Source organism: Streptomyces sp. NPDC001568 (assembly GCF_042893755.1).
Lineage (GTDB): Bacteria > Actinomycetota > Actinomycetes > Streptomycetales > Streptomycetaceae > Streptomyces.
The window spans coordinates 194,741-209,822 of record NZ_JBIAVF010000003.1 but is presented as its reverse complement, the minus strand read 5'-3'; the positions used below and the strand labels follow the sequence as shown (position 1 = coordinate 209,822).

Sequence of the window (15,082 nt, the reverse complement as noted above, 5' to 3'; positions counted from 1 at the left end):
CCATGGCCATCGAAAAGATGTCGATCGCGAAGGCGCTCAACGAGTCGCTGCGCAAGGCCCTGGAGACGGACCCCAAGGTCCTGATCATGGGTGAGGACGTCGGCAAGCTGGGCGGCGTCTTCCGCATCACCGACGGACTCCAGAAGGACTTCGGCGAGGAGCGGGTCATCGACACCCCGCTCGCCGAGTCGGGCATCGTCGGCACCGCCATCGGCTTGGCCCTGCGCGGGTACCGGCCGGTCGTGGAGATCCAGTTCGACGGGTTCGTCTTCCCCGCCTACGACCAGATCGTCACGCAGCTCGCGAAGATGCACGCCCGCGCGCTCGGCAAGATCAAGATGCCGGTCGTCATCCGCATCCCGTACGCCGGCGGCATCGGCGCCGTCGAGCACCACAGCGAGTCCCCCGAGGCGCTCTTCGCGCACGTCCCGGGCCTCAAGGTGGTCTCGCCGTCGAACGCGAGCGACGCCTACTGGATGCTCCAGCAGGCCATCCTCAGCGACGACCCGGTGATCTTCTTCGAGCCGAAGCGGCGCTACTGGGACAAGGGCGAGGTCGACGTCGAGGCCATCCCCGGGGAGCTCCACAAGGCACGCGTCGCCCGCTCCGGCACCGACATCACCCTGGCGGCCTACGGCCCCATGGTGAAGGTCTGTCTGGAGGCCGCCGCCGCGGCCGCCGAGGAGGGCAAGTCGGTCGAGGTCGTGGACCTGCGTTCGATGTCCCCGGTCGACTTCGACGGGCTCCAGGCCTCCGTGGAGCGCACCCGCCGGCTCGTGGTCGTCCACGAGGCGCCGGTGTTCCTCGGCATGGGCTCCGAGATCGCGGCCCGCATCACGGAACGCTGCTTCTACCACCTCGAAGCGCCGGTCCTGCGCGTCGGCGGCTTCCACGCCCCGTACCCGCCGGCCCGCCTGGAGGACGAGTACCTGCCCGGCCTGGACAGGGTGCTCGACGCCGTCGACCGCTCCCTGGCGTACTGAGGAGAGCCCCGATGACGATCCGCGAATTCAAGATGCCCGACGTGGGCGAGGGCCTCACCGAAGCCGAGATCCTCAAGTGGTACGTCCAGCCCGGTGACACCGTCACCGACGGGCAGGTCGTCTGCGAGGTCGAGACGGCGAAGGCGGCCGTGGAGCTGCCGATCCCCTTCGACGGGGTCGTGCACGCCCTCCTCTTCGAGGAGGGGACCACGGTCGACGTCGGCCAGGTCATCATCTCGGTGCGGACCGGCGCCGACGCCGACGCCGGTACGGCTGAGGCGGCCCCGGTCGCCGAGGCCCCCGTGGCCGCCGCCGTCGCGACGGGCTCGGAGGCCGCCGCGGCCGCCGAGCCGGAGCCGGCGGCCCGCCAGCCCGTCCTCGTCGGGTACGGCGTGTCCACGGCCTCCACCAAGCGCCGCCCGCGCAAGGCCGCCGAGGGCGTGCCCGCCCGCAACGGCACAGCGCCGGCTCCGGCCGCGGTCGCGGTCGCCGTCGCCGTACCGGCGCAGCCGACGGGCGAGCGCCCGCTGGCCAAGCCGCCCGTGCGCAAGCTCGCCAAGGACCTCGGCATCGACCTGGCCGTGGTGGTACCCACCGGCCAGGGCGGCGTCGTGACCCGCGAGGACGTGCACGCGGCGGCCGCCGCGGCGATCACCCCGCAGGTCGTCGCCCCGGCCCCCGTGGCCGCCCCGGCGGCGCAGGCCGCCGCCGTGGCGCCCGCCGTCGCGGTCGCCGTGGACGCCTCGGCCCGCGAGACCCGGATCCCGGTCAAGGGCGTCCGCAAGGTCACCGCCCAGGCCATGGTCGGCTCCGCCTTCACCGCCCCGCACGTCACCGAGTTCATCACCCTCGACGTGACCCGGACGATGAAGCTGGTCACCGAGCTCAAGGCCGATCCCGACCTGGCCGGGCTGCGGATCAACCCGCTGCTGCTCATCGCCAAGGCCGTCCTCGTGGCGATCCGCCGCAACCCGGACGTCAACGCGTCCTGGGACGAGGCGGCCCAGGAGATCGTGCTCAAGCACTACGTCAACCTCGGGATCGCCGCGGCGACCCCGCGCGGCCTGATCGTCCCGAACATCAAGGACGCCCACGCCAAGACGCTGCCGGAGCTCTCCGAGGCCCTGTCGTCGCTGGTCGCCACGGCCCGCGACGGCAAGACCTCCCCGGGTGACATGCAGCAGGGCACCATCACCATCACCAACGTCGGCGTCTTCGGCGTCGACACCGGTACGCCCATCATCAACCCCGGCGAGTCCGCGATCCTCGCGGTCGGTGCGATCAAGCTCCAGCCGTGGGTCCACAAGGGCAAGGTGAAGGCCCGTCAGGTCACCACCCTGGCGCTGTCGTTCGACCACCGACTGATCGACGGCGAGCTCGGCTCCCGCTTCCTGGCCGACATCGCGGCGGTCCTGGAACACCCGCGCCGGCTCATCACCTGGTCGTAGACCGGGCGCACCGATCCGCCGAGGGCCGGCCTTCCCCAGGGGAGGCCGGCCCTCGGCGCGTCCGCGGGTCGCGGCCCCCCGGCCCGCATTCGTACGGAAAACCCCTGGTGGGAGGGCGTCCACCATGTGATCATCACCCCGATGACTTTCCGCGCTGCCACAGCAGACCCCGCAGACCTCGACCGCGCCCTCGCCTTCCCGGCACACGGCGCCGTCGAGGCGCTCACCCCCGACCGCATCCGCGAGGAACTCGCGGCCGGACAGTTCCGCCCCGAGTGGATCTGGTTCGCCGAGGACGACAACGGCGAGGTCCTCGCCCGCGCCCTCTGGTGGGGGCGGGCCGACAGCGAGCGGCCCGTCGCCCTCGACTGCCTCCAGGTCCGCGCGGACGTCGCCGACCCGGCCGCGGTCACCGCCGGCCTGCTGGCCGCCGGGCACGCCGCCTTCGGCAAGGCCCCCCTGTACAACGTCTCGCTGCCCCGCGACTGGCGCTCCGACCCGGCGCTCGTCGAGGCCGTGGCCTGGCGCCGGGAGGCCACCCGACGGGCCGGTCTGACGCAGGAGGTCGAGCGGCTGCGCTACGAGTGGACCCCGGCCGCCGGGACCACCGCGCCCACCGGTCGCCTCGTCTTCCGCGAGGGCACCGACGAGGAGTTCCTCGACGTCTTCGCCCGCCTCTCCCGCGGCAGCCTCGACGTGAACACCCAGCAGGAACTCGCCACGATGACGGAGGAGGAGTTCGCCCGCGGCGACTTCGCCTACTACCTCGACTGCCCCGGCGAACGCTCCTGGTGGCGCCTGGCCCACCTGCCCGACGGCACCCTCGCCGGGATGGCGATCCCCTCCGCGACCCCGTACCACCGCAACGTCGGCTACCTCGGCGTCGTCCCCGAGCAGCGCGGCAAGGGCCTGATCGACGAGGTCCTCGGCGAGATCACCCGCTTCCACGCCGCGGCGGGCGCCGAGCGCGTCACCGCGACCACCGACGTGGTGAACGTGCCGATGGCCGCCGCCTTCGACCGGGCCGGCTACGAGGTCACCGAGATCCGCCTCGTCCTGGAGGCACCCGCCGGGAGCTGAGCCCCGGCGACCGGCGTGCACCGGGCCCCGCGGTCGGGTGAACCGGCCGGCCCGACGCGGTGGCCTCCGCCCGGGGAAAGGCGGAGTGTGCCTCGTGCGGTGCCTGGGCGGAGCCGCCCGCGCCGGGAGGGCACGCCCGACCTCGTACGGGCCTCCGAGCCGGCCGCCGTGCGCAGTCGGTTACCGCCAGGGGATGTTGAGCCAGGGGCTCGCCGGATCGGTGGTCAACGTCAGATGGGTGGCGAGCGAGGAGGCGTACCACTCGCCGAACTCCTCCTCGTCGAAGTGCAGGCAGCGCCCGAGCAGGTACCCGGCGGAGAGTTCCGCCCACGACCGGTAGCTCCCGCGGGCCGCCTCGCCCGCCCTGAGGACGGCCCGCTCGGTGTCTTCTACGGTGCAGTAGCGGGCGCCCAGGCCCCAACGGGCCATCTGCGAGGCGCGGCCGTGGTCCCAGCCCGCGACGGAACGCACCCAGCCGCCCTCGGGGAGCAGCCCGTCGGCGCGGAAGCGCTGCTCGTAGCGGGCGATCCGGCCGATCAGCCGCTGCACGCCGGTTATCTCCCCTTCGAGCTCGGCGACCGGACGCGGTTCCGCGATGGTCACGCCCTCCGGGGTGAGCTGCGGCTCGACGGCCTGCTCGGCGCTGCGGCGCAGCCCGTACTCGACGGCGTGCCGCCAGTGTTCGACGTCGACGGGACCCGCGAAGTCGGAGGCGAGCATCCGGCGCACGCGCAGGGCGAACTCCCAGACGGGGCTCACGACTTCGGCGTTCTGCATGCGGCGCAGCACGTCGAACCAGCCCGTCGCGTCCGTGATCCCCCAGGAGGTGCGCAGGCGTTCGCGCTCACGCGTGTAGCCCTTGCCGTGGTAGCCGAGGGCGTTCCAGAACTCCCCGTTGAGGACGGCGAGATGGGCCCCGACGGCCAGTCCGTGCGCGACGGGCCCGTGCAGCGGTCCGCCGGTGTGCAGGGCGTGCACGGCGCCGGGCTCGGGACCCCAGCCGGAGGCGGCGTTCCAGTGGGCCCGCCAGCGGGCGCGATCGGCGGGCGTGGTGCTCAGGTACGCCTCGGCGGGCGTTCCCGGGTTCACGGCGAGGTGGGCCGGGTCCCGCTCGTCCCAGGCGTTCGCGAACCAGGCGAGGCTCTGGCGCAGGAAGACGGTGTCGGCGTCGGGCGCGGGCAGCATCCCCCGGGTCCAGACGGCGAGGCTGCCGTCGTGCGGGGACGGGTGGAAGCGGGCCCGGCTCGGATCGGCGTCGACCCGGGCGCGGGACTGCGGGAGGAACAGTTCGGCGCGGGCGAGGGCGTCGAGGTAGCCGGACCAGTCGCCGCGCGCCTTGGCCTCGTGCAGTTCTCTCTCGATCGCGCTCGGCGCCGTCCAGCCAGTCATACCGGGACCCTATACGGACGTCCCGGGACGTTGCGGGGCGGATCCGGAACGGTTCGCGAGCCGGTGCGCAAGCTCAGATCCTGCTCTGAACCCGGCCCCCACGGGGTTGGCGCGACCGCCGCGGGGACATCTCCCGCACACGGCGCGGTTACGCCGGGGGACGGGATCGGGAACGGGGGACGGGCATGGGAATGGGCTCGGGAACGGGGATGGGATCGGGAACGGGGTCGGGATCGGGCGGGTGCGGAGCGGACGGGTACGAGGCGGACGTGTACGGACTGGCCCGGCTGGCGGGCGGGCCGCACCGGGTGGCCGAGGTCGCCCTGCTGCGGCTGCGGGAGCGGGGCCTCGTGCGGGTCACGGGTTCCCGGGTCCGGGCCGAGGCGCCGGCCGGCGTCGGGAGCGCTCCCGTGGAGCGGGCCCTGACGGAGCTCTGCCCGCGCGGGGCGAGCCTGGCGATGGTGCTGACGGAGCTGGCCCGAGGGCCCGAGGTGGCCCGGATCGGGCAGGACCTGCGCGCGGCCGGGCTGCTGGGCCGCGTCCGGCAGAACCGGCCGACCGCCGCCGGGCGGCGGCTGGTGGAGCGGGCCCGGCGGTGCCGCGCCTGGCCCCCGTACGTCTTCGGCGGGTCGCCCGTGCTGCCGGACAGGCTGCTGCGCCGGGCGCTCGCGCAGGCGCAGCCCCCGCCGGCCGGCTTGGGCAAGGCCCTCGTCCGGATGGGCAAGGCCCTGGACCGGGCGGAGGACCGTCACGACGGGTCGGGCGACGGCCAGGACGGCGGCCACTCCTGCGGTGGCGGCGGTGGCGGCGACTGAGCGCCCCGGGCGGGCGCCGGCGGGGGCGGCAAGCCTGACGGTGCATCACCTGGGGGTGACGGCATCGACGCAGGTCGGGGCGGTGGGTACGCCGGATGCGCGGCGTGTCCCCGGGAGCGGTGGACGCCCTGCGGTTGCGGGGTCCGGCGGGGTGCCGCTACGTGGACCGGGACACGTCCCATGTCACCCGTAGGTCCCCGCCGGACAGGAGAGATCCGTTGCGCCGCTCCACGCGCTTGACCCGCTACGCCGTCCCCGCCGTGCTCTGCACCGCCCTGCTGGCCGCGTCCCCCGGCCTCGCGACGGCCGCCGACGTCCCCGCGCGCCCGCCGGTCGCTGCGCCGGCCGAGGCCGGGTCGAAGGCGATCCCCGGCACCGAGGCGCTGCTCGCGCAGGTCCAGCAACTTGGCTCCGTCGCGGGCGTGTTGCAGCCCGTGACCGATCTGCTCGCCGCCGTCTTCACGTCCCCCGACGGCAAGCTCCCCGAGGCGGACGTGGCCGCCTTCAGGGCGAAGATCGACACGGCCCTCGCCGACCTGAAGAAGAACCTCCCGCCCGCCGCCCCCGCCGTTTCGCCGCCGGTGGACGCGCCGAAGCTGCCGGCCGACGCCCCGAAGCTGCCCGTCGCCGCACCGCAGGTCCCGGCCGACGCGCCGAAGCTCCCGGCCGACGCATCGAAGCTGCCGGTCGCGGCCCCGCAGGTCCCGGCCGATGCGCCGAAGCTGCCGGTCGCGGCCCCGCAGGTCCCGGCCGATGCGCCGAAGCTTCCCGTCGCGGCCCCGCAGGTCCCGGCGGACGCCCCGAAGCTGCCCGTCGCCGCACCGCAGGTCCCGGCCGACGCACCGCAGGTCCCCGTCGCCGCGCCCAAGGTGCCCCCCGTGCCGGCGCGGGCCTTCGCCGGGCCGCTCGACGTGATCACGGCGGCGATCGACAAGCTCAAGGAGTCCGCCGACGGACTCCTCAGGACGGCCGGTCCCTGCGGCTGTTCGACCGACGCCAAGGCCAAGGCCACCGACGTCCTGACCAGCCTGGTCGCCGCGCTCGTCGCGCTCCTCACCGGCCTCGGCCTGCCCGGCCTCCCCCCGCTCCCCGTCCCGGTCCCGGTCCCTTAGGGCCTGGGCGCGCCCGCGACGTCCCTCCCGGCCGTGGCGTCCGGCCCGCGCGCGCCGGACCCCCGCAGCGCCGGCCTGCGGACCCGCGTCAAGGCGCTCCCCGGGCGGCCAGGGCCGCCTCCAGCAGTGCCGCGTCCGCCGCGTCCTTCGGGCGCCGGGGGCGGCCCGGTATCCACACCGGGGTCATCCGCTTGATCTCGATCTGCGCCGCCGGGGAGACCACCGGGCACTCCAGCGCGCCGAGCCGGCCCGGCTCCGCCCCGTCCAGCATCCCGGCGGGCCACGGCGTTCCGGCCCAGGGGCCGCCCGCCACCACGATCCGGCCGGCCCCGTCCCGGTCGACCAGCGCGAAGCTGAGCTCTTCGCCGTCGCGTACGAGGTCCAGCTGTTGGCCGTCCGCCCGCAGGACCTCGTACCCCCGGGCCACGAGCGGCCCGGTCAGCCGGCCGGCGTCCCGTGACCGGGCGAACCAGTCGATGTCCTCGTGCGCGCGGGTGATCCGGCCGAGCCAGAAGTCCATGGCCCACCCGCCCCGCAGCCAGACCTCCACGCCGAGTCCGAGGACTTCGGCGATCATCGCCAACTGGCGCCGCGCGCGGGGGTCGTTCATGTGATCACCGTACGACCCCCGTGCCACCGAGCGACCGTGCGGACCCCCTTGACGGGGTTCCGCGGCGGGGAGACGTTCAGGGGTCTCGCATCCGAACGCGCGCAGCCGGGGGGCCGCCATGCCGCAGGAGTCCGTCCAGACCGTGGGGGAGCTACGGGCGCAGCTCGCGGCGTGCGGGGCGAGGTGGTCCGTCGGTGAGCACCTGGCGGACGCGGATCCCGTGCCGCGGCCCGCGCTCGGCCTGGAACCGGGGGTGAACCTGACGCGGGCGGCGGAGGCGGGCCCCGTCGACCTGCGGGCGCTCGTCGGGCACGCGAGCGGCAATCCGGACGTGACCCGGCGCAGGGCCGCGCACGGGCTGCTGCCCGGCGCGGTGGGGGACGGCCCGGGCGGTGGGCGGCCCGTCTCCGTGGATTGGCGCCGTCGTTGGGGGCGGGCGTGGCTGACCCGGGTGAAGGACCAGAACCCGTGCTGTTCGTGCTGGGTGTTCGGGGCGGCGGCGCTGGTGGAGTCGATGGCCCGGATCGAGCACGGGGTGTGGGCCGCGCGGTCCGAGGGGGACGTGCACGACGGGATGAAGTCGGCCTGCGGGCAGGGCGGCGACCCGGAGACCGCACTGGACTGGATCCGGACGAACGGGGGCCTCGCGGACCCGGACTGCTGGCCGTACGGCACACCGCCCCCGGGGCTGCCCGCCGAGCGGCGGGAGGCGTGGCGGGCCGAGTACACGCCGAGTTGGGACCGGTCGGGGCGGACCGTGCGGATCCCCGAGCCCGTGCGGCTCGGGGACGTCGAGCAACAGAAGGTCTGGCTGGACACCGTCGGCCCGCTGACGGCCTGCTTCGACGTGTACGACGACTTCTTCGGGCTCGGCGCCGGCGTCTACCACCGCACCAGCGACCGCCGCGCGGGCGGCCACTGCGTGCTGATCGTGGGCTACGACGACGCGGCGGGCTGCTGGCTGTTCCGCAACTCCTGGGGCGCGGACCACCACGTCGGCGGGTACGGCCGGATCGCGTACGGCGATTCCGGCATCGACCACTGGGCCAAGTGCGGCCTGTACGGCACGAACATCGACCCCTGGAGCAAGCGTCGGCTGCACGCCGGCAGCGTCTACGAGAGCGGCAACGGCCGCGCCCACCGCAACTTCGAGATGGCCGCGACCGCGGGCGGCGGCCGGCTGCGGCACTGGTGGCGCGAGGGCGAGGCCCCGTTCTCCTGGTCCCGGGCCGAGACGTACGCGCACGACGCCTCCGGTCAACCCGCCTTCACCGGCACCACCTTCAACCGGAACATGGAGTCCCTGCACGTCACGACGGGCGGCCGGTTGCGCCACTGGTACTTCGAGCAGGCCGTCCGGGTCTGGCGCGACGGCGGAGCCTTCGGACCGGGCGACGCGGCCGTCGGCTCGACCCCCGCGTTCATCCAGAGCGACTACGGCAAGCCGGGGAACTTCGAGGTGGTCGTCCGGACCGCCGACGGCCGGCTGAACCACTGGTGGCGGATCAACGGCGCCCCCTGGACCTGGAACGACGGCGGCCGTTTCGCGCCCGGCACGGCCCACTACGGGCCGGCCCTGATCCAGACCCGGAGCCGCCGGCTGGACCTCGTCGCCGCCCGCACCGACGGCCGGATGCAGTTGTGGTGGCGGGACGACGGGGACGGCTTCGCATGGCGACCGGGCGAGGTGTTCGGCGCCGGCGTCACCTCCGCGCCCTGCCTGATCGAGGGCCAGCACGGGGCCGCGGACGAGGACACCGCCGGGAACTACGAACTGTGCGCGGCCCGCGGCGACGGGCGGGTGGAGCACTGGTGGCGGGGCAACGCGGCCGGCGCGGGCTGGATCCGGGGCGCGGTCTTCGGGCACGACGTGCTGGCCGTGACCGGGATGCTCCAGGGCAGCTTCGGGTTCAACCTGGAGGCCGTCGTGCTGCGCACCGACCGGTTGCTCCAGCACTACTGGCGCGACGGCGCCGGCTGGCACGAGGGGCAGGTCATCGGCCCGGCGTGAGGACCCGGTGCTGGAGGGCCTCCAGCGGCCCCCGCTCGAAGCGGCGCAGCCACAGCCACGAACCGACGGCCAGGACCAGGGAGATCACCGCCCACAGGCCCATCACCCACCAGGGCCCGTCACCGGCGAAGCGGGTCGCGAGGCCGAGTCCGAGGCCGTAGCAGAGCAGGACGCAGAGCGCGTTCTGGGCGACGTAGCAGGACAGGGCGGTGCGACCGACCGAGCCGAGGGCGGTGACGAGCGGCTTCGGCAGCCACAGCCGGTCGAGGGCGATGCCGATGAGCCCGATGTAGCCGACGGCGACCAGCGGGGCGACGCCGTAGCGGCCGACGGCGAAGAAGTCGCCGCCGCCGAGGGTGGTCGCGACGGTCAGGGGCAGGCCGAGCCCCAGGCCCCAGCCGGCCATCCGGGCCCGGATGCGGCGGCCGGCGTCGCCGGCGGTGAAGGCGCCGGCGCGGTGCAGGCGGACCCCGAGCAGGAAGAGGAACACCAGCAGCCCGAAGGAGAAGACGGGTTCGACGCGCAGGGCGGCGAAGTTCTCCAGCCGGAAGGCGATCTGGTCGAACCAGCTCCCCTCGGCGTAGAGGGCGACGACATCGGCGTCGGGCCCACCGGATCCGGCCCCGGATCCGGCCCCGGATCCGGAGCCGTTCGAGCCGTCGTCGGGGCCGCTCACCAGGGCCAGGGTCAGCAGCGCCACCATGACCAGGTGCAGCGCCCCGGCCGTCCACATGGCGCGGCGCCGGACCTTCTCGGAGCGGGCCAGCAGCCAGGCGACGAGGAGGGCGGTCACCGCGTAGCCCATCAGCACGTCCCAGGCGAAGACGAGCAGGAAGTGGACGGTGCCCTCCACGAAGAGGAAGGCCGCACGCCGCCAGTACCGGTCCGGCCACGGGTTGCCGCGGCGGGCCGCGGAGTCGTACTGGATGGCCAGGCCGACGCCGAACAGGACCGTCAGCAGGGCCAGGAACTTGCCGTCGGCGAGGGCGCGGAACACCGTCTCGGCGATGTTCGCGGCGGACGGGTCGGACATCGGGTCGGTCGAGGTGAGGCCGCCCTGGAGGACGCCCCACTCGGAGCCGGGGGAGGTGAAGATCCAGACGTTGGTCATGAGCGTGCCGAGGATGGCGGCGCCGCGCAGGACGTCGAGGAGGGGCAGCCGCGCGGTCGCGCGCCGGGTCGGGACGGTCAGGGTGTCGGCCATGACTTCAGCGTCCCGGCGGGCGGGGCGCCGTACGTCCTGCCCGTGGACGAACGGCCGGTACATCCTTCGATGCAGCCGCGCGCGGTCTCCGTCCACATCCCGGACGGTCCACGGCTTGCACCTCTGTTGTATCTAAGCTGTGCCCATGCCATCCGACTCCCCCGCCCGGGCCACCGTCACCGCGTCAGACCGCGTCTACCACCACGTCAAGCAGGGCGTGCTGGAGCGCCGCTACGAGGGCGGGGTGCTGCTCACCGAGGGCGAGGTCGCCGAGGCCGTCGGGGTGTCCCGCACCCCGGTGCGCGAGGCGCTGCTGCGGCTGGAGACCGAGGGCCTGCTGAAGCTGTACCCGAAGAAGGGCGCGCTGGTACTGCCGGTGTCCGCGCAGGAGATCGCCGACGTGATCGAAACCCGGCTGCTGGTCGAGGAGTTCACCGTGAGCAGGGCCGTGCCCGCCCCGCCCGCCCTGCTGGAGCGGCTCGCCGCCCTGCTCGCCGAGCAGCGGCGGCAGGCCGCCGCCGGCGACATCGCCGCCGCGATGACCGCCGACCGGTCCTTCCACGCCGAGATCGTGCGCCACGCCGGCAACGCGATCCTCTCCCGCCTCTACGACCAGCTCCGCGACCGCCAGCTGCGGATGGGCGTCGCCCTGCTGCACGCGCACCCCGACCGGATGGACCGGACGCTGGCCGAGCACGCCGAGATCCTGGACGCGCTGCGCGCCGGGGACGCGGAGGCGGCCGCCGCCGCCGTACGCGGGCACATCGGGCGGGTCGAGGCCCTGGTGCGGGGGTCGGGCCGATGAGCGCCGCCGGTTTTGCGCGGGGCGCATCGGGGCCCGTCCCCAAGGATCCGCCCGGTGGGCGGGAGGCCGTCCTCATCTGGTCGATCGGCGTCGCCGTCTACTTCGTCGCCGTCATCTTCCGGACCAGCCTCGGCGTGGCCGGACTCGACGCCGCCGACCGCTTCCAGGTCAACGCCTCCGCGCTGGCCACCTTCTCGCTGCTCCAGCTGCTGGTCTACGCGGGGATGCAGATACCCGTCGGCCTGATGGTGGACCGGCTCGGCACCAAGAAGGTGCTCACGCTGGGCGCCGTCCTGTTCACCGCCGGGCAGCTCGGCTTCGCCCTGTCGCCGTCGTACGGGATGGCGCTGGCCGCCCGCGCCCTGCTGGGCTGCGGCGACGCCATGACCTTCATCTCCGTGCTGCGGCTCGGCACCCGGTGGTTCCCGGCCCGGCGGGCGCCGCTGATGGCCCAGCTGGCCGGGCTCGTGGGCATGGCCGGCAACCTCGTCTCGACCCTGGTCCTGGCGCCCGTCCTGCACGGCATCGGCTGGGTCCCCGCCTTCGCGGGCAGCGCCGTCGCCGGACTGGTGGTGCTGGTCCCCCTCGTGCTGTTCCTCCGGGACCAGCCCGAGGGGTACGGGAGCCCGGCCGCGAAGGGATCCGGGGCCGCCGGCGGGTTCGTACGCCGACAGATCGCCGACTCCTGGCGGGAGCCCGGCACGAAGCTCGGGCTGTGGGTGCACTTCACGACCCAGTTCCCGGCGATGGTGTTCCTGCTGCTGTGGGGGATGCCCTTCCTCGTCGAGGCGCAGGGGCTGTCGCGGACCGCCGCCGGCGGGCTGCTGACCCTGATCGTCGCCTCGAACATGGCCTTCGGCCTGGTCTACGGTCAGGTCGTCGGCCGCCGGCAGGGAGCGCGGATACCGCTGGCCCTGACCACCGTCGGCGTGACCGCCGTGCTGTGGGCCGCCGTCCTCGTCCACCCGGGGGACCGGGCCCCGATGTGGCTCCTGGTCACCCTGTGCGTGGTGCTCGGCACCTGCGGTCCGGCCTCGATGATCGGCTTCGACTTCGCCCGGCCCGCCAACCCGGCCGAGCGGCAGGGCACCGCGTCCGGCATCACCAACATGGGCGGCTTCCTCGCGTCCATGACCACCCTGCTCGCGGTGGGCGTGCTGCTCGACGCCACCGGCGACGACTACCGGATCGCCTTCTCCTCGGTCTTCGTCCTCCAGGTGCTGGGCACCACCCAGATCCTGCGGCTGCGGGGACGCGCGCTCGCCCGGGAACGCTCCCGCGCCCCGGCCGCCGTGGCTTCCGCACCCGCCGCCGTGGCCGCCACGGACCCGGCCGGGGTCTGAGGCGCGCGCGGGGCGGGGCCGGGGGCGCTACGGGGTCGCGCCGTCGGCGCTTCCCGGTGTCACGGTGTCACGGCGTCACGGCGAACGCCGCCAGGATGGCCCCGGCCAGCTCCTGATCGCCCTCCGCCTTCACCCGGTCGGCGACCGTGCGCGGTCGCACCCGGCCGGCCGCGAGACGGACGTACGTCTCCCAGTCCAGGGTCAGCGTCACGGCCGGGCCCAGCGAAGGGGACTTGTCCAGGGTCCCCCGACCCGCCGCGTCCACCCGTACGGTCCGCATGAACTCCAGCGGTCCGTGCACGTCGATGACCACCGCCGAGTTCGCCGGCGCGCCCGCGCCCTTGGCGACCGCCTTCGGCAGGCCGGCCAGCAGCATGTCCTGCGCCACGTACGCGCCGGGGGAGTCCCAGTTCCCCGGCACGCCCAGCGCCGCCCTCAGGTCCTGCTCGTGGATCCACACGTCGAAGGCGCGCAGCCGCAGCGCCTGCTCCAGCGTCACCTGCTCGCCCAGCGGCCCGCGCACCATCGTGGACGGATCCCGCTTCTCGTTGCGCAGCTGGCGCGAGCGCCGGATGACGGTGTACTCCAGCTCCGAGGTCATCTCCGGGGCGGTGTGGTGGCGGCGGACGTCCACCTGGACTTCCATGTAGCGGGTGAACTCGTCCACCACGTGCCGCAGATCACGCGGCAGCGTGTGGATGGGGCGGGGATCTCCGAGCTGCTCGCACTCGATGCCGATGATGTGTGACACAACGTCACGGACGGACCAGCCGGGGCAGGGAGTCGCCCGGTTCCAGTCGCGCTCGGGCAACGGGAGGACCAGCTCGGATATCGCCTCGATGGAATGGGTCCACGCGTCGGCATAGGGCTGGAGGCTGGGATGGACGGTCAACGGGACCCCTCGCGTGCTGTTCAGTGGCGCGTTGTGGACTGTGCCCAAAAGTACGCTGCCGGTGAGCACCCCGGCAGTGCTTTCGTGTGACGATCGTAGGCCCGAGTCGACGGCTGACAAGCCAGGACGGTGGTACTGTGCGCGCTTCGCTGATCCAAATCGCGGTGAACGACGGGGAGTCGGTGGCTTCCCGGCGCTCCCGCGTGGCCGAACTCGTACGGGATCAGAGCGATTCCGATCTCGTCGTGCTGCCCGAACTGTGGACCGTCGGCGCCTTCGCCTACGAGCAGTTCGAGACCGAGGCCGAGCCGTTGGACGGCCCCACCTACGAGGCCATGGCCGACGCGGCCCGGGACGCCGGCGTCTGGTTGCACGCCGGCTCGATCGTGGAGCGCGCGGGCGACGGCTCCCTGTACAACACGGCCCTCACCCTCTCCCCGACGGGCGAGCTCGCCGCGACCTACCGCAAGATCCACCGCTTCGGCTTCGACCAGGGCGAGGCCGTCCTGATGTCGGCGGGCGACTCCCTGACCACGGTGACCCTGCCCGAGCAGACGCTCGGCATCTCCACCTGCTACGACCTGCGCTTCCCCGAGCTGTTCCGGGGCCTGGTCGACGCCGGCGCGACGACGATGGTCGTGGCGGCGGGCTGGCCCGCCCGCCGCCGGTCCCACTGGACCCTGCTGAACCGGGCGCGGGCGGTGGAGGACCAGTCGTACGTACTCGGCTGCGCGCTGGCCGGTACGCACGCGGGCGTCGAGCAGTCCGGGCACAGCCTGGTGGTCGACCCGTGGGGCGAGGTGCTCGCCGAAGCGGGGCCGGGCGAGGACGTCATCACGGTGGACCTGGACCCGAAGAAGGTCGCCGAGACCCGCGATCAGTTCCCGGCGCTGAAGGACCGGGCGCTGGGCGTCCGGGCCCCGGGCGGCCCGCGATGAGCGCGCCCGAGGGGCAGGAGGCGCAGGTCGAGGCCGCGCAGGAACCCCACGTACCCGCCCCCGGCGAGCGCGCGGCGCGGGACGCGGTGTGCGCCGAGGCCACCGGCCTGGCCCACCACGAGGCGCACGAGGCCCTGGAGGCGGCCCGCGGGGCGGGCGCCGATCCGGCCGTGGTGGCGGAGTGGCAGCGCATCACCGAGCACCTGGAGGCCCACGGCGGGCCGTACACCCCGGAGTCCGACCCCTTCGCCCAGGGCCGCCGCGCGGCGCGCGCCCACCACGCGGAGGGGGCGCAGGCCCCGTAGGTCGGCCGGGGGGGGGGGGGGGGGCCCCCCCCCCCCCCCCCCCCCCCCCCCCCGGCCCCCCCCCCCCCCCCCGCCCCCCCCCCCGGGGGGCCCCCCGGCCCCCCCCCCCCCCCCCCCCCCCCGCCGCCCCCCCCCCCCCCCCCCCGC

Annotated in this window: 14 protein-coding genes; 10 read left to right on the top strand and 4 right to left on the bottom strand. The window is 74.6% G+C overall.

What is annotated here, in order from left to right; translation table 11 throughout:
- Positions 1 to 2: 2 nt before the first annotated feature.
- From ACFY0I_RS06750 to ACFY0I_RS06740, 3 genes are all read left to right on the top strand, one after another.
- Complete coding sequence (locus tag ACFY0I_RS06750) at positions 3 to 983, top strand: alpha-ketoacid dehydrogenase subunit beta (RefSeq protein WP_281210538.1); 981 nt, start codon at positions 3 to 5, stop codon at positions 981 to 983.
- Positions 984 to 994: 11 nt separating this feature from the next.
- Positions 995 to 2,431: a dihydrolipoamide acetyltransferase family protein gene (locus tag ACFY0I_RS06745; RefSeq protein ID WP_388891158.1), complete on the top strand. Its 1,437-nt coding sequence runs from the start codon at positions 995 to 997 to the stop codon at positions 2,429 to 2,431.
- 141 nt (positions 2,432 to 2,572) lie between these two features.
- Positions 2,573 to 3,511, top strand: coding sequence for a GNAT family N-acetyltransferase (locus ACFY0I_RS06740; RefSeq protein ID WP_388891155.1), 939 nt, complete (start codon positions 2,573 to 2,575; stop codon positions 3,509 to 3,511).
- Positions 3,512 to 3,691: 180 nt separating this feature from the next.
- Here the strand turns inward: ACFY0I_RS06740 and ACFY0I_RS06735 are convergent, their stop codons facing one another.
- Positions 3,692 to 4,900 carry a DUF1266 domain-containing protein gene (locus tag ACFY0I_RS06735; protein WP_388891152.1) on the bottom strand — a complete coding sequence of 403 codons (1,209 nt, stop codon included), beginning with the start codon at positions 4,898 to 4,900 and terminating at the stop codon, positions 3,692 to 3,694.
- A 209-nt stretch (positions 4,901 to 5,109) separates the two neighbouring features.
- Here ACFY0I_RS06735 and ACFY0I_RS06730 point away from each other — a divergent pair, with 209 nt between their 5' ends.
- A complete protein-coding gene (locus tag ACFY0I_RS06730; RefSeq protein ID WP_388891148.1) occupies positions 5,110 to 5,715 on the top strand; it encodes a TIGR04222 domain-containing membrane protein in 606 nt (201 codons plus the stop codon).
- A gap of 218 nt (positions 5,716 to 5,933) precedes the next feature.
- Positions 5,934 to 6,827, top strand: a complete 894-nt coding sequence (locus ACFY0I_RS06725; protein ID WP_388891146.1) for a hypothetical protein — start codon at positions 5,934 to 5,936, stop codon at positions 6,825 to 6,827.
- A gap of 88 nt (positions 6,828 to 6,915) precedes the next feature.
- Here the strand turns inward: ACFY0I_RS06725 and ACFY0I_RS06720 are convergent, their stop codons facing one another.
- Positions 6,916 to 7,437 (bottom strand): nucleotidyltransferase domain-containing protein, encoded by a 522-nt coding sequence (locus tag ACFY0I_RS06720; protein ID WP_388891144.1) that lies wholly within the window; start codon positions 7,435 to 7,437, stop codon positions 6,916 to 6,918.
- A gap of 118 nt (positions 7,438 to 7,555) precedes the next feature.
- Between ACFY0I_RS06720 and ACFY0I_RS06715 the strand changes: the two genes are divergently transcribed.
- Positions 7,556 to 9,448, top strand: coding sequence for a C1 family peptidase (locus ACFY0I_RS06715; RefSeq protein ID WP_388891141.1), 1,893 nt, complete (start codon positions 7,556 to 7,558; stop codon positions 9,446 to 9,448).
- Here ACFY0I_RS06715 and ACFY0I_RS06710 read toward each other — a convergent pair.
- Positions 9,432 to 10,652, bottom strand: a complete 1,221-nt coding sequence (locus ACFY0I_RS06710) for a DUF418 domain-containing protein (RefSeq protein WP_388891139.1) — start codon at positions 10,650 to 10,652, stop codon at positions 9,432 to 9,434. The genes ACFY0I_RS06715 and ACFY0I_RS06710 overlap by 17 nt on opposite strands.
- A 145-nt stretch (positions 10,653 to 10,797) precedes the next feature.
- On the opposite strand from ACFY0I_RS06710, the gene ACFY0I_RS06705 reads away from it, so the two are divergent.
- Positions 10,798 to 11,457: a GntR family transcriptional regulator gene (locus ACFY0I_RS06705; protein ID WP_388891136.1), complete on the top strand. Its 660-nt coding sequence runs from the start codon at positions 10,798 to 10,800 to the stop codon at positions 11,455 to 11,457.
- A complete protein-coding gene (locus ACFY0I_RS06700) occupies positions 11,454 to 12,800 on the top strand; it encodes a nitrate/nitrite transporter (RefSeq protein ID WP_388891133.1) in 1,347 nt (448 codons plus the stop codon). The genes ACFY0I_RS06705 and ACFY0I_RS06700 overlap by 4 nt, the downstream gene beginning before the upstream one ends.
- Before the next feature lie 67 nt (positions 12,801 to 12,867).
- Here ACFY0I_RS06700 and ACFY0I_RS06695 read toward each other — a convergent pair whose 3' ends face one another.
- Entirely contained in the window at positions 12,868 to 13,692 is an 825-nt protein-coding gene (locus ACFY0I_RS06695; RefSeq protein WP_388891130.1) for a maleylpyruvate isomerase family mycothiol-dependent enzyme, read from the bottom strand.
- A 137-nt stretch (positions 13,693 to 13,829) separates the two neighbouring features.
- On the opposite strand from ACFY0I_RS06695, the gene ACFY0I_RS06690 reads away from it, so the two are divergent.
- Complete coding sequence (locus ACFY0I_RS06690; protein WP_388891128.1) at positions 13,830 to 14,630, top strand: carbon-nitrogen family hydrolase; 801 nt, start codon at positions 13,830 to 13,832, stop codon at positions 14,628 to 14,630.
- Entirely contained in the window at positions 14,627 to 14,935 is a 309-nt protein-coding gene (locus ACFY0I_RS06685; protein WP_388891125.1) for a hypothetical protein, read from the top strand. Before ACFY0I_RS06690 ends, ACFY0I_RS06685 begins: the two co-directional genes overlap by 4 nt.
- Positions 14,936 to 15,082 lie beyond the last annotated feature (147 nt).